This is a genomic window from Stenotrophomonas sp. TEPEL, from assembly GCF_004348785.1.
Classification (GTDB): Bacteria; Pseudomonadota; Gammaproteobacteria; order Xanthomonadales; family Xanthomonadaceae; genus Stenotrophomonas; species Stenotrophomonas indicatrix.
The window spans coordinates 4,091,366-4,108,321 of sequence record NZ_QQXJ01000001.1 but is presented as its reverse complement, the minus strand read 5'-3'; the positions used below and the strand labels follow the sequence as shown (position 1 = coordinate 4,108,321).

Below are 16,956 nucleotides of genomic sequence, written 5' to 3'. Positions count from 1 at the left end.
GGTGCTTCTGCGGACACGGTGGGGCCTCCAATGGAAATGGATGAACGGGGTACTGCGGCGGGATTTCGGTTACTGCGGCGTTAGCGCGTGGCTTGCTTCAACAACACCTGCGCAACATCCCTTGCGGTGTCTGCGGCGTCGTAGTCACCCATCACGCGCGATACGGTGATGGCGCCTTCCATCAGAACCAGCAGCTGCTGCGCCAGAACGGCCGGCTGCGCGATGTTCAGTTGCCCGGTGAGCTCCAGCGTGTAATCGAGAAGTTTCTGCTTGTGGTGCTTGGCGATCCTGCGGATCGGGTCGTGCGAATCGCCGACCTCGCCTGCCGTATTGATGAAGGCACAGCCGCGATAGTCCTCGGACTCGAACCAACCTTTGAGCACCGTGAACATGCCCAGGATGCGCGCTTCCGGGCTGCCGGCCTTGTCGCATTCCTGCCTGAACCAATTGAGCCAGCGCACGTCCCGCGCGCTCAACGCGGCTGCGGCAACCTGGTCCTTGTTTTCAAAGTGTCGGTAAATGCTCTTGCGCGCAACGCCAGAGGTCTTCACCAGCAGGTCCATGCCGGTCGCATGTATTCCGTTCTGGTAAATCAGCGCCTCCGCCGTGTCCAGGATCTTCTGTCGGGTGTCGGTCGTTGTCTTGTCCATGGCGCCAAGGTAGAACGATCGTTCTACCTTGTCAACCGGCGATTACACATCAGCTCGGCGGCACAGTTGCCGAAGGCGACCTGCCAGGTAATGCGGACATTTCCACAACCTGTAGCGCTGGGCCGGGCCGACCAGTATCCGATTCGGATTGCATGCACACGCCAGCGTCTGCTTCGGGCCGCCTTGGGTTACTTCCGGCATTCGTCCCGACGGCCGCGGCCCCTCATCGTAAGAGCTCATTCAAGCCAAGGGATGGCCGATGCATCGTAGTGCGCTGTGGCCGGTGTTTCTTCTGGTCTCACCCATGCTCGCTCACGCGTCTGCACCCAAGGCGGTGGCGTGCGAGGATGATGCGTCAACCGCCTTGCGCGGATCACACTGCGTCACGGTAGACGTCCCACTGCGCCATGCCGACCCATCAGGCGAGCGCATAGCGCTGTTCGTGAGGCGCATACCCGCCGGCGCCGACCTACCCAAGCGAGGCGAGGTCTGGCTGCTCTCGGGTGGCCCCGGCGAGTCAGGGGCATCCCTCTATCCCCTGATCCCGACCTACCAGCGCGCATTCCCCGGGTTTGATCTTGTGATCCCCGACCACCGCGGTACGGGTCGCTCATCGCGGATCTGCCCTGTCCAGGAATCACCTGAAAGCCCGGAAGGCACAGGCCTGGCAGGTGCCGAATGGGGCCCTTGCATCGGCAGCATGTACGCCAACCTTCAGCGGACCTCGGCCTTTTCCATTACCGAGGCCGCACAGGACCTTGGCGTTCTGATGTCAGCAGCAGATCGCGGCGGGCAGGTGCTGCTGTATGGCGTTTCCTACGGCACCCAGTTGGCGCTGCGCTCGCTCCAGGTCAATGATCTTGGCGTTGATGGCCTCATCCTCGACGGACTGGTGCCGCCCGAGACCACTGAAACGTGGGACCTCAGCCGGCGCACGGCGCTTGTTGACCAGGTCGGTCGGCAGAGCATGGATGAAGCCAGCCTCCAGCGATATCGAACGCTGCTGGCGGTCAAGGATGCTGCCTGGCAGAAGGACGTGCCGGGTGGCGATCTGCGCCGCTTCTTCGCCGCACTGCTGAGCTTCCCTGCGCTGCGTGATCGAATCCCGAAGATCGTGCAGCAGCTTTCCGAGGGTGATCCGCGCTCGCTGGTCGCCACGGTGAAGGACTGGAATGCCGCGCTGGTGCAGCTTGGACAGGGGGGGAACAACCAGCCCGCCCTGCCGCTGGTGATGCTCATTGCCGCCTCGGAGAACAACGCACGTCCCGAGCTCAGCCTGGACACTGTCAATGAAGAGGCAAAGGATGCGCTGTTCGTCAGCCCCATTCCCGGGCTGCTCGTGAGTGGCAGTGTTCCGCGTTATCCACGTGATGCCTGGTTCGGGAAGACCCCGGACACTCTGCCACGGACATTGGTCCTGCAGGGGACGCTGGACCCGAATACCGCATACATCGGTGCCAAGGAACACGCTGCCAAGCTTCGCAGGTCGGGGCCTGTCACGTTCCACACGGTGGACCGCGGCGCCCATCTGCTTCCGCTGGTGGCGCCACGCTGCTTCGTTGCGGCCGTCGGGCGCTTCATTGATGGCGACGTGGTGAGCGAGCGATGTGCAGAGCCCACGTTGGAGTGAGAGGGCCCACATCGGCGCGGGTCCGCGCTTCCTGGGCGCGGAAATTCCCGTAATGGGTCCAGCTACAGGTATCAGGCGCGTCACTACCGAGGGTTCAAACTTGAGCGAACGCACACTGCATTGGCCGTCGCGGTGGCAGAGGCTCATGCACCCCGCCCGAGACCGTCGCAGGGTGCGTGTCGCTGCAGCGCCGTCGCTCTGGCATATGCCCGCTCACGGCCAGCACTGGTCGTTCACCTCAGGTACCCGCCACGTCGGCCCGCCATAGCTCACCCTGAAAAAGTGCTGATCGCCCTCGGATCAACCTTCACACGGGTTCCATGGGATGATGCGCTGCCCACCGGACGACCGACCATGCAGAAGCTGACGGACCCCGATCTGCTGGACGACATCGCCGAGATCAGTCGAATCCAGGCCGTGCCGCGAATCCTGGAGACCGTCGCCCACATCACCGGCTCGCGATTCACGGCTATTGCCCGCGTGACCCAGACAACCTGGACCGCGTGCGCCACCTTCGACACCCTGGGGTTCGGGCTGGTTCCCGGTGGCCAACTGGTGCTTGAGACCACCATCTGTGACGAGATCAGGCAGTCGGCGACGTCAGTTGTATTTGCGCATGCAAGCGAGCACCCGGTTTACTCCCGGCATCACACGCCACGGATCTACGGGCTTGAGAGCTATGCGTCCGTTCCCATCCATCGGCCAGACGGCAGCTTCTTCGGCACGCTCTGCGCGATTGATTCGGCACCGGCCAACTTCGACGTAGCCCACGTTCAACGCTCCATGGAGCTGCTGGCCGACCTGGTAGGAAGTTACCTCGACAAGGAAGATCGCCTTGAGCGAGCGGAATCCGCGCTCTCCGATGCGCATCGTGTCGCCGACCTGCGCGACCAGTTCATTGCCGTGCTGGGTCATGACCTGCGCAGTCCGCTGCAGGCCATCAGCATCGCCGCAGATTCGCTGGCATGTGAGGCGGGCACTGAGCGCCAGCAACGGATGCTCGCGCACATCACTTCCGGCGTTGCCAGAATGGACGGACTGATCAACGACGTGCTTGATTTCGCCAGGGGACGTCTGGGCGGCGGCATTCCCATCGCGCTGCAGCTGACAAGCACGCTGGAAGAAGACCTGAAACAGGTTGTGGAAGAGGTGGCAATCGCCACTGGCCGCCAGGACATCAAGGTCCACATACAGATAGACGACGACGTGGTCTGCGATCCGAGCAGATTGGCGCAGCTCCTGGCCAACCTGCTCACCAATGCAGCGGTACACGGAGAGCGCTCGTCGCCGGTTACGCTGACCGTCCACTCCGAGCCGGAAATGCTCACGCTCAACGTACACAACGAGGGGCACATTCCATCAGCGAGGTTGGACGCGATTTTCAGCCCATTCTCACGTGAAAAGAGTGAGCAGCCACGGCCTGGCCTCGGCCTCGGCATCTACATTGCGTCGGAGATCGCACGGTCCCATGGCGGCACGTTGGAGGTGGAGTCCAGTGCGGCCGCCGGCACCTCGTTCACGTTCAGGATGCCCAAGCTGGAGCTTCCGTAGCGTCTGCCGCGACCACGTCCGCAGCCTTCAACCGTGTTTCATTTGCGGGCGTGTCGCGCGTCTTTTTCATCCGTGTTCTTCGCCGCCGCGCGGCTCTGCGCGAACTCCGGGAACGTTTCTTCGATCGAGTCCTTGTCCGGCAGCACGTAGAACACGCCGCCCTTCTCGAACGTGGGATGCACGATCTGCTCGTAGAACCCGGGCGAGACATTGATGCAGCCGTGGGTGACACGGTTGTCGTCCGGCGTGGCCGATGCCAGCCGTTCACTGCGCTTCTCTTTCGGGGTGCCCGGGGGAAGCGGGTGCATCGACACGGCAGAATCGTAGTCCACCCACAGCACGCGTCCGGCGTCTTCGGACGGGCCATAGGCGCCAATGAAACGACCCGCCGGGGTGGTGCGGTCGTGGCCGGGAATCGCGCTCAGTGCGAGCTTGGCGACGCCGGGCGCCGAGTGATCGCCAATGGCCGAACCAAACAGCGCTGGCGCTGCGCCGCGCAGCTTGCCGTCACCGCCGAAGACCAGCACCTGCGCAGCCGCCTTGTCCATGATCGCGAACGGATAGCCCTGGTTGTCCTTGCTGGCCACGACCCAGCCGGCCAGTTCAATCACCGTATCGGACACTTCCTGGCCCGGCGGAAGTTCATCGGCGGCGGTCGCCGTTTCCGCGGGTGCGTCCTCGGCTTCCTTGGCGTTCCTGGCGCTGGCTGCGCCGGTTCCTGCCAGTGCCAGCGCGATGGCCAGCGTGGCCGATACGGCCCGGCGTGCAGGGAGTGAGTACGTACGAATGGGACGGCTCCTTCGGATGACGACCGAGAGGCTGAAAGACACCAGTGGCCGGTGAAGGCCACTGGTGTCTGGTTCAAGCGTTCATCAAAGTGGGTGGGAGAGCGGTTACCCGCGCGGCTTGCGGCCGGGGACCCTTTCGAGCTGCTGCACGCGGCCTTCGATCTGATCCAGACGCTGGTTGGCCTGCTGTGCAGACTGGTTGGCCGATTCGGCGCTCTGTGCAGCGCCCTGCACCTTCACGTCGAGCTGGTCGAGACGCGAGTTGATCGTTGCAAATTCGTCTTTGTAGGTGGCGCAAGCACCGAGGCTTACGGTAGCAACGATGGCTACGGTGACGGCACGTGCCGCGTTGATTTGCTGCTTGGTCAGGAACATTCCACTCCCTCCTTCGTCTGGGGAGTCTGGAATATAGCGGCGTTTGTTCCCGCCGCTACCAAGTGCTTTCAGCTGCAGTTGGAAGACGTGGATGGCCTGTGAAGATCGCGCAATCAGCAATCCTTAACAAGCGGGAACAAGCGAGCTCTACTGCGTCGGTTGATGTCCTTGTGCCACTTCGATCTCTCCAATTCATCAGCCTGAAGCCGACTCATGCTGTTCCTCTCAATGGGCGCAGATGGCGGGTGCAAACAACATCGACGCCAGCACCGCGCTTCCATGCGTGCAGGCCGCATGGTCGATCAGGTGAGGGTAGGGCAGGCAGGTCTGCATGCATCCGTCAGCTACAACACGACACATCGAGAGTTCCCTGAACAGGAACCTCATTCATGTACCGGTCAGTTCAATATTCAGGGCCGATTTCATCAACAAACGGATAATTCACACCTGTCGAACGCCTCTCCTCCCTCCCCTCCCGAGAGGGGCGTTCGACGAAACCAAAATAATGAAAGGTGTATCCCGATGATCAAGAATTCGCTGCTTGCCCTGGGTTTGTTGGCCGCGCTGCCGTTCGCCGCATCGGCTGCCGATGGCCTGTCGTACAACTACGTTGAAGGCGGCTACGTGAACACCGATGCCAAGGGCGGCGACGCTGATGGCTGGGGCGTGAAGGGCTCGGTTGCCGTGCATCCGAACTTCCACATCTTCGGTGATTACAGCAAGCAGGAAACCGACACCTTCAAGAATGATGTCGACCAGTGGCGCATCGGTGCCGGCTACAACTACGGCATCGCACCGAACACCGACCTGGTGGCTCGTGTTGCATACCAGAAGTTCGACATGAAGCACGGCCTGGACTTCAACGGCTACTCCACTGAAGTGGGCGTGCGCACCGCGTTCAACCCGTACCTGGAAGGCTATGCGCTGGCCGGTTACGAGGATTACAGCAAGAAGCACGGCATCAACCCGGACGGCGAGTTCTACGGCCGCGTCGGCGCCACCGCCAAGTTCAACCAGAACTGGGGCCTGAGTGGCGAAGTGAAGCTGGCCAAGGCCGGTGACCGCGAGTGGTTCGTGGGCCCGCGCTTCAGCTGGTAACAAACGCCTGTCGTTAGTGCGTGTAACTGGCGTGTGATCTCTCTCCCACCCGCCAGCGAAGCCCGGCCTCGTGCCGGGCTTCTCTTTTTCCGGCATCGCTTTGCCACAATGGGGCATGGGCGATCCCTCCACTCCCGCTGGCATCGGCTCGGCCTACCAGGAACACCTGGCGCCTGCGCCGCTGCGTGGCCAGTTCGGCCAGCTCTGGCAGAGCCAGTTGCCTGCCGACGCCAGTGGCAACATCACCGTGCTGCCCGACGGCTGCGTGGACATTCTCTGGCGTGATGGTGCGCTGTTCGTGGTGGGGCCGGACCGTACCGCCGCACACCCGCAGCTGGCTCCCGGTGCACAGGTGCTGGGTGCGCGCTTCCGGCCAGGCCAGGCATCGGCTGCGCTCGGCATCGATTTGTCCGGCATCGTCGGCCAAGCCGTGCCCCTGATCGAATTCAATGCCCGCTGGGCGACGCAGGTTGCGGCCTCGATCGGTGACGCCGCGCCTGAGCAACGCCTGCAACGCTTGGCCGACAGCCTGCAACAGAACATGCCTACGGCGGTGGTGGACGAACACACGCGACGCGCGCATGCGCTGTTCGCGCACGCTGCCAGAGGCGATGCCAGCATCGACGCACTCGCCGCACATCTGGCGATGAGCCCGCGCACCCTGCGTCGCTTCAGCCAGACGCAGTTCGGTTACGGGGCAAAGTCGCTGCAGCGGATCCTGCGTCTGCAGCGGTTCCTGCGCTGCAGCCAGAACCAGCCCGCGCACAGTCTGGCGATGCTGGCCGTCGAGGCGGGCTACGCCGACCAGGCCCACCTCACCCGCGACGCCCGCGAGCTTGCCGGCCTGACGGCCAGCGCGCTGCGCCAGCAGTGGGGACGTTGATGGCCGTTTCGTTCAAGACCCGGGCCCGACCCTGACCGATGCTGGGCGCTCCAACCACGGAGCCGCACCATGAGCCACGCAGACACCACCGCGGCCGAACGCCGCATCGACAACATCGAATTCAACGTCGCCGACATCGCCCGCAGCAAGCAGTTCTATGGGCAGGTCTTCGGCTGGTCCTTCACCGACTACGGCCCGGCCTATACCGAGTTCGATGACGGCCGCCTCAAAGGTGGCTTTGTCGCCGACGAGGCAGTGACACCCTCAGGCGGTGCGCTGGTCATCGTGTACTGCGTGGACCTTGCCGACGCGCAGCAGCGCATCCTCGCCGCTGGCGGCGAGATCGTGCAGGCCGTGTTTGCCTTTCCCGGCGGCCGTCGCTTCCATTTCCGCGATCTGGACGGCTACGTGCTGGCGGTGTGGAGCGACGCCAGCTGATCCGTCTGCCTCTACAATCCGCCAATGGAAACGCACATCGACGCCTATGTGAGGCAGGCCGACGGCAACTGCATCAAGGTGATGCTGTTCAATGGCCGCTCGCGGGCCGCGCTGCAGGCGCTGGGCTTCAGCGCTGGCGAGGGAGACACCCTCACCCTGCCGGTCCCCGACGATGCCGCCAAGGCCGACGCTTTCATCCGCCTGCGTGATCTCGGCGTCGCCTTCTCGGCGGGCAGGGAGTGGTGTCCGGCCGACGTGTTCGAGCATCTTCGCGAGGGCGGTGTGCTGGAGGGACCCTACCTGCGGGTTGCGTGGCGCACGCCGCAGCAGTTCACCGTGACCACGGCGTAGCACGGCACTTCATCTCCGCTAGCGGACAGCAGTGGCTGGTGCTCGCCGGCTGACCATCGCGAGCTGAGAACCGCTCCGTCACCGGCAAGGTCGTTCCGCTATGATCGCCCGCACATCGCGGCAGGCGATGTGCCCGCCTCAAGCCAGCAGGAACCATCGTGAACGCCCAGCCCGCACCCATCACCGCCCTCAACCACACGCTCGACAACGAGCCGCAGCAGATCACCGCGCCGCTGACCCATTCGGCCGCGTTCCTGGCGCTGACGGTGAAGGACGATGCGGCATCGCTGGCGAAAGTGCGCGAGGTGCTGGCCAGCACCGATGACCTGATCAAGAACACCGCCATCCGCGAGATCGAGCGCACCTTCACCTGCAACGTGGCCATCGGCCACCGCGTGTGGGAGCCCTTGGTGGGCAGTACGCCGCCGCGCGAATTGAAGCCGTTCCAGGAAGTGAAGGGTGCGACCCACACGGCAGTGTCCACGCCGGGCGACCTGCTGTACCACATCCGTGCACGCACGATGGATCTGATCGTGGCCTTCGAGCGCAACCTGCTGATGGCCTTCGGCGATGCGGTGGAGGCGGTGGATGACGTGGCCGGTTTCCGCTACTTCGACGGCCGCGACCTGCTCGATTTCGTCGACGGCACGGCCAACCCCGAGGGCCTGTCACTGCCGGAGGCGACCCTCGTCGGCGACGAGGATCCCGACCATGCCGGTGGCAGCTACGTGGTGGTGCAGAAGTACCTGCACAACCTCGATGCCTGGCGTGCGCAGAAGACCGAGGCGCAGGAGGCGATCATCGGCCGCACCAAGCACGACAACATCGAGCTGGACGACGCACCGGCCGACGCGCAGAAGTCACACAAGACGCTGTGCACCATCGAGGATGCCGACGGCGAGCACGAGATCCTGCGCGACAACATGCCCTTCGCCAATCCGGGGCGCGGCGAGTACGGCACCTACTTCATCGGCTACACGCGCCGGCTGTGGGTGATCGAGAAGATGCTGGAGCGGATGTTCATCGGCAATCCCGCGCCGCTGCACGACCGCATCCTCGATTTCTCCACCGCGACCACGGGCGTCACCTTCTTCGCCCCCTCGCGCAAGGTGCTGGCCGACCTGGGCGACTGATCACGCCGGGTGGGGCAGCCAGGTGGACCCACGCCATGCGTGGCTCTACTGCGCAGGTACTGCCTGCGGCTCGCGCGCGGCGGCGCGCCACGCCCGCAGCCCGAACAATGCCAGGCCCAGGAAGAACACGTACAACGCAGCAGTCACGTGCAGCGATTTGAACAGATAGGCGCCCACGTAGACCACGTCCACCACGATCCACACCCACCAGCAGGCCGTGTGCCGGCGTGCCTGCCACCATTGCCCGACCAGGCTCAGTGCGGTCAGCATCGCGTCAAGCCACGGCAGCGCTGCATCGGTGAAGGTGTGCATGCCGGCGCCAAGCGCCACGCCGCCACACAGGCCGATGGCCAGGTCGCGCAGCAGCGTGCCGCGCGCCAGCGGCACGATGCGGATGCTGCCTTCATCGGCGGCGTGCTGGCGCCAGTTGATCCAGCCGTAGACCAGGAAACCAGCAAAGGCGACCTGCAGCAGCGTGTCCGAGTACAGCTTGGCTTCGGCGAACACCGCGCCGTACAGCGCGACCGACAGCAGGCCGACCGGCCACGCGGCCAGCCGTCGCTTTGCCATCAGCCACACCCCGAGGATGCTGAAGAGCGCGGCAGTCCACTCGAGCGCGACGCCGCTCACAGCGCGAACGTCACCGACAGGCGCGCCTGTCGCGGCGCACCCGGGAACAGGTAGTAGTCACCGCCGCTGCTGCCGGTGTCGCGCCAGTAGAAGCGGTTGAACAGGTTGTCCACCGACAGGTTCCAGCTGACCGCACGGTCGTGCAGGCGGTGCTGGAAGCGCAGGCCGGCGTCGAACACCGAGTAGTCCGGTGCGCGCACACCGCCGTCGGCGCGGGCCACGTTGGAGGAGGCATAGCGCCAGCCACCGGTCACATCCAGGCCTTCCACGAACGGCAGCGCGTAGGCCAGGTGCACGCTGGCGCGCACCTTCGGCACGTTCACCAGCTGATGGCCTTCATAGGCCGGGGTGCCGGTGTCGCGTGCGCGCGCCTGCAGCATGCTGGCGCTGGCGACGATCTGCAGCGCGTCGGTCAGCTGGCCGTTGGCGGTCAGTTCCAGGCCGGTATGGGTCTGCTGGCCTTCTTCGACGAAGGTGTAGCCGACGTCGCTGCCGTCGGGCTTTGCGTACTGGTAGGGCTGGGAGGTGCGGAACACGGCCGCGCCCAGGGTGAGGGCGTCCACCGGCACGTACTTCACGCCCACTTCCAGCTGCCGCGACTGCATCGATGGCAGGAAGGCATCGGCGTTGGACGTCCAGAACGGTGCTTCCTGGCCCAGCGAAATGCCGCGCACGTAGCTGGCGTAGGCGTTGAGCTGGTCGGTGGCCTTCCACACCAGCGCGGTCTGCGGCAGGAAGCGCGACAGGCGGCTGTGGCGCTGCGGCGTGCCGCGCTTGTCGTAGGCGCGCTCGTCCAGGCGCACGAAGCGGCCGCCGGCCAGCCACTGCCAGTCATCGCCGAAGCTCATCCGGTCCAGCGCGAAGAATGCGGTCTGCCGGCTGTCCAGGCGCCGTGCCGATGCACCCGGCATCTTCGGCGAGGGCTCGAACACCGGCACCTGCACGTCGTGGATGTTGCTGGTGCCGACGTACTCGTTGACGCTCGGGCGCTTGTTGATGGTGCGGCGGAAGTAGTCGGCGCCGATGCTCAGCTGGTGGCCGACGCTGCCGGTCTCGAAACTGCCGCGCAGTTCGGCACGGGCCTGCTGGTTGCGGCGGGTGTCATCCGGGCTGCGGTAGTCGTAGATGTCGTAGTCGCCGTTGGGGGCGAAATAGTTGCCCGGCACGCTGCCGTCTGCGCACCCTGCGGTGTAGTAGCAGCCGTAGGCGAAGGCGACGTTGTCATCGATCGCCGAACGGCTGTGGCCGACCGAGACGCGCGACTGCCACGCATCGTTGAAGTCATAGGTGTGCAGCGCGGTGATGTTGGTGCTGGCAATGTCTACCGGCCGCTGCCACGGCTGGTAGCCGAGCAGGCGTTCGCGATCAACGCCGCGCGGCAGGTCGCGCGCGCCCAGCAGCTGGAAACCGGACACCGAGCGCTGCGCGCTGGTCTGGTAATTGGCATCCACTTCCAGCTTGCCGTGTTCGCCGATCAGCCAGTCGGTGGCCAGCGAATAGAAGTTGCGGCGACCGTCGGCATGCTCGACGTAGGAATCACTGGCATCCCAAGCGGCGTTCAGACGCACGCCGAAGCGCGGGGTCAGCCAGTGGCCGACATCCACGGCTGCATAGCGCGAGCCTTCCGAATCGGTGCCCAGGGTGACCGTGCGTACGTCCGCCGGACGCTTGCCCACGTAGTTGATGATGCCGCCGGGCGCCATCACGCCAGCCGCCAGGCCGGCTTCGCCCTTGAGGATCTGCACTTCCTGGATGTTCTCCAGTGCCAGGCGCTGCTCGCCGGCGATGGACATGCCGTTGAAGCGGTAGCCGGTGGCCGCATCCAGCGCGAAGCCGCGGATGGCGATGTTCTGGTAGTAGCCCACCGGCGCATAGGCATCGCCCAGCGAGGCATCATTGCTGGCCAGCTCGGACAGCGAACGCACCTGGCGGCGGTCGAGGTAGTCGCGCTCCAGCACGTTCACCGAGGCGGGGGTGTCCTTCCACGAGCCGCCGCCGAAGGCGTTGACGCGCGAGGTGTCGGCCTTCGGTTTGCCGGCCTGCACGCGCACCGCCGCCAGTTCGGTGGGCGAGGACTGCGCATCAGCGGCGTTGGTGCCTGCCTCGCTGGCGTACAGCGGCAGGGCGGCGCACAGGGCGAGGGCGAGCAGGGTGGGGCGCAGGCAGCGGTTCATTCGATTCGTCTTCAGACAACAAGGGAGACGAAGCGACGGCGCGCAGGTGCACCGGCCCATGACGGGGGGTGTGGCTGCGGCTCAAAGCTCCCTACGCCGGTGCAAACCGGATCAGGTTCCAAGGGACTCTCTCAGCCTGGCAGATCCAGGCACCCCCGCTTCAGGTGACCATTTCACTACAACTGGTACGGATTTGCGAGCTACCGCCCTTCAGCCGGGGCCAGATCCCTGTCCAGCGGAAAGGGATCTGACCCCGGCCGAGCGCATCATCGACGCATGGCGCCGATCTACTGAGTCCCCCGCGTGTTTGCTGGCTCGCGGCTCACGCGGCGGCGTGCAGGGCCGCCAGCAGGGCCTGGCCGGGAGCCGTGGTGAACCACGCCGGATGCCCGAGCATGAACGGCTGCCAGGCCACATCGGCGTTCGCGGTCGATCCGGTGACGCCCTCGAAATACTCCACTTCGGACAGAGCGAAGTCGAAATGCACCATCGGCAGCAGGTCGGCCAGCAGGTGCACGCGGGTGGGCGACAGCGGCAGTTCCTGCCGATAGCCGTCCAGCAGGGCCAGGGCGATGTCGATGCGCACCGCATCGGTGCCGCGCTCCAGCTGCAGCCAGGCCACCGCGTTGCGTTCGATCGCGGTGGCCAGGTCGAACAGCGCGCTGGTGGGCGAGGCCAGGCCGAAATCGAGCACCGTGGCAATCGTGCCGTCGTCGTTCCACAGCAGGTTGGAGACGTGCCAGTCGTTGTGCGCCCACAGCCGCGGTTCTTCCTGCAGGCGCGCGGCCAGGCCGTAGTGCCACGGCAGCACATCGCGGCGCAGCTGTTCTTCCCAGGGAATGCGCGCCAGGTAGCGGGCCAACCCGGGGCGATTGCCGAGGTCGGCCTTCAGCACGGTGATCGGGTCGTCGGCGCGGATCAGGTCGTCGCGTGCCACCAGCAGATGGGTGCTGCGTTGCGGTGCGTGGTAGCCGGCTGCCGCGCGGTGCAGCGTGGCCAGCACGCGCCCTGCCTCGTGGGCCTGGGCAATGTCGGTCAGCGGTGACCATGACGGCAGCTCGCGATACAGGTCCTTGCCGGCGCCCACGGCATGCAGTTCGTAGGTCCACTGGCCGTGCTCGAGTGCGGTGCGGCCGTTGCTGGCCAGCACCTGCACCACCGGCATGCCGGCAGTTGCCAGATGCGCGATGAAGCGATGTTCTTCTTGCAGGCATCCAGCGCTGCGCACACTGTGGTGGTGGCGCTTGATGAAGACCGGACCGCCGGTGCCGTCGACGACGGCCGCGGCCGATAGCGGGCGCGGGCTGTGCCAGCGCACGGTGCTGTCCGCGCCCAGCTGCGGAAAGTGGTCGCGCAGCCAGGTGATCTCCTGCACGTCGATTGCCGGCCAGTCGGCGACGACCTCATCGTTGTTGAGGCCCTGCACGCGATGGGGGGAAGAAGTCATGCCACGGCCGCTGGTAAGTAAAGGAACATCCAAGGCTGCGCATTCAACGCCATGGACGCCACAGACGCAAACGGGCGGGTCATCGACCCGCCCGTCAGGGATGCCACGTGCGGCCTGTGGCCGGCGCGCTTACCAGCCGCGATGACGGCCGCGGTCGTGGTAGTAGCGGTTGTCATGGCGATCACGGTTCCAGCGACGGTCATCGCGGCGGTCGTAGCCATAGCCGCGGTTGTAGCCACGGTCGTAACGGCGATCGTAGCGACGGTCGTAGCGGCCGTCGTAACGGCGATCATGGCGGTCGGAGGTGGTCAGGTTGCCGATGGCGCCGCCGGCAACCGCGCCGCCGACAGTGGCAGCCGGGTCGCCGTTGGAGATCAGGTGACCCGCCACGCCGCCGACGACGGCACCGACCACGGTGCGCTTGTCCTTCCTCGACATCGCGCTGGCATCACTGACCACGGCCACGCCGGCAAGAAGTGCCAGGGCCATCGCCAGACCACGGAAGCTGAGTGCGGAAGTGCTGAGCATGTTGGGTTCTCCTGTGAGGTGCATGCCACGGTGGGCAGGGAGGGCGCTGGGCGCCCCGGCTGCCGTAGGGACCACGCTGGGGCCCGGACATTGCCGGAACATTGCGCGTGATCCCCGTGCGGCTTGCGCATTCATCTAGCGTCAGGCGGCATGAAGCGAGGCTGAAAGCGCGGCGGCCGCTCAGCTGCCAGAAAGGAAAAGGGCCGCAGTACGCGGCCCTTCCCCTGGTCTCCCCACCCTGGCTCAGTGGCCCATGGCGCGCTGGGCCTGCTTCACCTGCTCCTGCTGGGCGTCCTGCTGCTGCAGGACATTCGGGGCACCGTGCACCGCACCACTGCTGAGCGCCATGCTCTGCTCGCTGGCCGCGCGGGTGTCCACCGCCGCGCGGTAGGCGGCGGGGTCGCCGGCGGTGCCCTGTACGGCAAACACGCGCTCGCCGTTGGTGCTGGGCACCACCGAGTCGATGCGCTGCATGCCGCTGGCCTGCGCTTCCTTGGTCAGTGCAGCGGCGGCCGCCTCCAGGGCATGGCGGTCCTTGAAGGTGCCTGCCGGCAGGCCCTCCATGCCCTTCACGGCCTGGTTGTACATCGGGTTCTGCGGATGGCGCTCGTCATTGAGCAGCGGGCGCTCGCGCGCGTCCTTGATCGCATCCAGCGTCTTCGGGCCGATGATGCCGTCCACTGCCAGACCGTTGTCCTTCTGCAGCTGGCGCACGGCAGCCTCGGTGTTGCGACCGAACTTCCCATCCTCGACCAGCGGTTTGCCGTCGGCACCCACATACCCCAGGTGGCCCAGCTGTTCCTGCACCCTGCGCACATCCTCGCCGTGCGCACCCTGCTTATGCACTTCGTTGCTGGCCTGCGGCTTTTCCTGCGGGGCTGCCTTAGGCTCGGCTGCGCCCTTGGCCTGCGCCTGCTCGTGCACCTGGCTGCGGTTTTCCAGCAGGTCGCGTGCCTGGTGCAGCGGATCGGAGGCGAACAGCTTCCAGTTGGGGTGGTCCTTTACCTGCTTGAGGTAATCCTCCACCGGCATGGTATGCACGCCCAGCTTGCCGGTGGACTGGCTGATCAGCAGCTTGTCGGTGTTCGGGTCACGCACCACCATCACGATGTGGTCGATGCCGTTCCAGTGTTCGTGCTTGGTCTTGGCCGTATCCAGGCCGATCACCATGCCTTCCTTCAGCGCACCCGGCTTGAGGATGTCGTCGCGCTTGAGCAGCACGCCGGAGTCCTTGTAGGCGTCATGCACGATACCGCCGGAGCCGGCGAAGCCCAGCTTGATCTTGTCGGCGTCGGCGAATACCGCGTGGCCGGCCTTCTGGTTGATCTCATCCTGGGTCTTGTTGAGCATCGTGCCGACCCAGCCGGAGCAGTCGATGTAGCCCTGGTCGACGTTCTTGCCGGTGACACCCTTGCCACGGTAATACTGGCTGGATTCGATGTTGATCGCGTACTTGACGTTGTCGTACTTCACGCCGGCGTTGTAGGCCGCATCCAGCGAAATACCCGGTGCATCCGGCTTGGCGGCGGCAGCCGTGGCGGTGGCGGCGATGGACGCGGCGCCAGCGGCGACAGCCGCCTGCGCGGCCGGGGCCACGGTCTGCGTCGGTGCAGCCTGCCCCGGCGCCGGTCGTGCCTGGGCCTCGGTGATCGGCGCGATGTTCTTTTCCGGGATGCTGATCGCGTCGTACTTGCGGTCGTAGTATTGGGCGAAGGTGCTGGCCAGGTCACGGTCATTCATCGTGCGCATCTCGGCACGCGTATGCCCGGTCAGCGCATCCACGTCGCTGCCGATCTGGCCCATGATGCGTGGGCGCATGTTGATCGGATCGCCGTGGCCGTCGCGGACCACGCCGAACGTGCCGGTGGCGATGGCGGTCTGGATCGAGCCATAGCCGGCCGCACCCTGCTGGTGTGCCAGATACAGGTCAAGGCCGCTCGGCTTGTCATCACCGGACAGGTACGGGTGGCCGGTGCGCTCATGGCGCTTTTCCATGTCCACCAGGTTGCGCTTGAACATCTCCGCTGCCGCTTCGGTGTTGCGGGTCGGGTCGTACTCGTGGCCGGTCAGGCCGTACTGCCTGGCCGACGACGGCAGGAACTGGAACAGGCCCTTGGCATCGGTCCTGTCGTTGTGCGCGCGTTCGTCGAAGCGGCCACCGGTCTCGATGTGGGCAAAGCGCAGGAAGTCCTCGCTGGCGATGCCCTTGCGCTGTGCCACCTGCTCGATGATGTCGAGAACTTCCTTTTTGCTGTAGTCACGTTGTGCCATGACACTTCCTCTGGGGTTGATGGAGCGGCCTTTGCCGCGATACGCCAACCGGACTCATCCGTGAGTCTTCAACATGTCGGTCAACAGGTGCTGCGGGGTGGTGCGTTTTACTTTTCGACGTAGGCCTTGCGGGCGGTATCGTAGTGGTACTGGCGCGCGTCGGCCGCACCCAGCGCACGGGTCTGGCCCGGGCCGGAAATGGTGGTGCCGGTGGCGGTGACAGTGATGGTGGGCAGGTCGCTGCCGGCGACGGCGGTGAAGGCCAGTACGCCCCGGTTGCTGACGCACGGCATCACCTGGCCCTCGTCGCAGGCGGCCGAATTGTCTTCGCCGGTGATCACCGTGCCCGCGCTGGCCCAGACCTGGCCGTCTTCGGATTTCTCGTAGTCCGGGTTGAATACCAGCACGGTGTAGCTTTCGATGCTGGTACCGGTGGCGAAGGTGCTGGTCGGCACCGCCAGCACCAGCTTGCCGGCCGGAGTGCGGTATTCCAGCGGCTTGCGCTTGCTGTCGATGTCCGGCGCGGTGCCATAGGCGCCGACGGTGCCGATCCACGGTTCGGCGCCCTTGAACACCCAGGGACGATCCGGCTTGTCGCCGGTCAGGGTGAAGGTGGCCTCGGTCAGGGTGACCTGGCTGTCCGGACCGGCTTCGTCTTCGCCGGGCTTGCCGTACTTCTGCGGCGTGTTCCAGGCAAAGCCGGTGTAATAGCGGGTGCCGGCCAGTTCGAAGGCATGGCCGAACCAGAAGGTGGCGACACTGCCATTGGCTACTTCATACGAAACGGCGCCATCGCCGTCGACGTCGTAGATGAAATACAGCACGCTGCCGGCATCGGGGGGCGTAGCGGTGGCCGTGGTGGCCGTAGTGGCGGGTGTGGCGGAGCTCTGCATCGGGGCAACATCCTGTCGTGGCGCGGTGGCGCCCTGTGGTGACGCGGTCGAAGTCGAGGGGGTGCAGGCGCTGGCAAGCAGCGCAACGAGCAGGCCGGCGAACGCCGCACACAGGG

General features: G+C 65.5%; 16 protein-coding genes and 1 riboswitch. Of the genes, 7 read left to right on the top strand and 9 right to left on the bottom strand.

The window, feature by feature from the left end:
• Nucleotides 1-80: 80 nt before the first annotated feature.
• The gene (locus tag TEP_RS18780) at nucleotides 81-650 is read right to left on the bottom strand and encodes a TetR family transcriptional regulator (protein WP_132826295.1); all 570 of its coding nucleotides are present in this window, start codon (nucleotides 648-650) and stop codon (nucleotides 81-83) included.
• Between the two features lie 259 nt (nucleotides 651-909).
• On the opposite strand from TEP_RS18780, the gene TEP_RS18775 reads away from it, so the two are divergent.
• Nucleotides 910-2,280, top strand: coding sequence for an alpha/beta fold hydrolase (locus TEP_RS18775; protein WP_343133994.1), 1,371 nt, complete (start codon nucleotides 910-912; stop codon nucleotides 2,278-2,280).
• A 354-nt stretch (nucleotides 2,281-2,634) separates the two neighbouring features.
• Nucleotides 2,635-3,831, top strand: coding sequence for an ATP-binding protein (locus TEP_RS18770; RefSeq protein ID WP_132826294.1), 1,197 nt, complete (start codon nucleotides 2,635-2,637; stop codon nucleotides 3,829-3,831).
• Nucleotides 3,832-3,869: 38 nt separating this feature from the next.
• Here TEP_RS18770 and TEP_RS18765 read toward each other — a convergent pair whose 3' ends face one another.
• Together TEP_RS18765 and TEP_RS18760 are read right to left on the bottom strand one after the other, a co-directional pair.
• A complete protein-coding gene (locus TEP_RS18765; RefSeq protein WP_132826577.1) occupies nucleotides 3,870-4,568 on the bottom strand; it encodes a hypothetical protein in 699 nt (232 codons plus the stop codon).
• Nucleotides 4,569-4,724: 156 nt separating this feature from the next.
• Nucleotides 4,725-4,994 (bottom strand): hypothetical protein, encoded by a 270-nt coding sequence (locus TEP_RS18760; RefSeq protein ID WP_025875897.1) that lies wholly within the window; start codon nucleotides 4,992-4,994, stop codon nucleotides 4,725-4,727.
• A 525-nt stretch (nucleotides 4,995-5,519) separates the two neighbouring features.
• Between TEP_RS18760 and TEP_RS18755 the strand changes: the two genes are divergently transcribed.
• The 5 genes from TEP_RS18755 (at nucleotide 5,520) to TEP_RS18735 (ending at nucleotide 8,897) form a co-directional block, all read left to right on the top strand.
• On the top strand, nucleotides 5,520-6,092 hold the full coding sequence (locus TEP_RS18755; protein ID WP_025875896.1) for an Ax21 family protein: 573 nt from the start codon (nucleotides 5,520-5,522) through the stop codon (nucleotides 6,090-6,092).
• Between the two features lie 115 nt (nucleotides 6,093-6,207).
• On the top strand, nucleotides 6,208-6,975 hold the full coding sequence (locus TEP_RS18750) for a helix-turn-helix domain-containing protein (RefSeq protein ID WP_132826293.1): 768 nt from the start codon (nucleotides 6,208-6,210) through the stop codon (nucleotides 6,973-6,975).
• 69 nt (nucleotides 6,976-7,044) lie between these two features.
• Nucleotides 7,045-7,413: a VOC family protein gene (locus TEP_RS18745; protein WP_025875894.1), complete on the top strand. Its 369-nt coding sequence runs from the start codon at nucleotides 7,045-7,047 to the stop codon at nucleotides 7,411-7,413.
• 24 nt (nucleotides 7,414-7,437) lie between these two features.
• Nucleotides 7,438-7,764: a hypothetical protein gene (locus TEP_RS18740; RefSeq protein WP_132826292.1), complete on the top strand. Its 327-nt coding sequence runs from the start codon at nucleotides 7,438-7,440 to the stop codon at nucleotides 7,762-7,764.
• Nucleotides 7,765-7,922: 158 nt separating this feature from the next.
• Nucleotides 7,923-8,897 (top strand): Dyp-type peroxidase, encoded by a 975-nt coding sequence (locus TEP_RS18735; protein ID WP_132826291.1) that lies wholly within the window; start codon nucleotides 7,923-7,925, stop codon nucleotides 8,895-8,897.
• Between the two features lie 45 nt (nucleotides 8,898-8,942).
• On the opposite strand, the gene pnuC is transcribed toward TEP_RS18735, so the two are convergent.
• The 6 genes from pnuC to TEP_RS18705 all read right to left on the bottom strand — a co-directional run bounded on the left by pnuC (nucleotide 8,943) and on the right by TEP_RS18705 (nucleotide 16,840).
• Nucleotides 8,943-9,527 (bottom strand): nicotinamide riboside transporter PnuC, encoded by a 585-nt coding sequence (gene pnuC, locus TEP_RS18730; RefSeq protein ID WP_132826290.1) that lies wholly within the window; start codon nucleotides 9,525-9,527, stop codon nucleotides 8,943-8,945.
• A complete protein-coding gene (locus tag TEP_RS18725; protein ID WP_132826289.1) occupies nucleotides 9,524-11,701 on the bottom strand; it encodes a TonB-dependent siderophore receptor in 2,178 nt (725 codons plus the stop codon). Before TEP_RS18725 ends, pnuC begins: the two co-directional genes overlap by 4 nt.
• A gap of 71 nt (nucleotides 11,702-11,772) precedes the next feature.
• Nucleotides 11,773-11,868, bottom strand: a riboswitch (TPP riboswitch).
• Between the two features lie 155 nt (nucleotides 11,869-12,023).
• Entirely contained in the window at nucleotides 12,024-13,148 is a 1,125-nt protein-coding gene (locus TEP_RS18720) for a phosphotransferase (protein WP_132826288.1), read from the bottom strand.
• A 129-nt stretch (nucleotides 13,149-13,277) separates the two neighbouring features.
• Nucleotides 13,278-13,676 carry a glycine zipper 2TM domain-containing protein gene (locus TEP_RS18715; RefSeq protein ID WP_132826287.1) on the bottom strand — a complete coding sequence of 133 codons (399 nt, stop codon included), beginning with the start codon at nucleotides 13,674-13,676 and terminating at the stop codon, nucleotides 13,278-13,280.
• Nucleotides 13,677-13,919: 243 nt separating this feature from the next.
• A complete protein-coding gene (locus TEP_RS18710) occupies nucleotides 13,920-15,947 on the bottom strand; it encodes a peptidoglycan-binding protein (RefSeq protein WP_132826286.1) in 2,028 nt (675 codons plus the stop codon).
• Between the two features lie 107 nt (nucleotides 15,948-16,054).
• On the bottom strand, nucleotides 16,055-16,840 hold the full coding sequence (locus tag TEP_RS18705) for a hypothetical protein (RefSeq protein WP_132826285.1): 786 nt from the start codon (nucleotides 16,838-16,840) through the stop codon (nucleotides 16,055-16,057).
• Nucleotides 16,841-16,956: the final 116 nt, after the last annotated feature.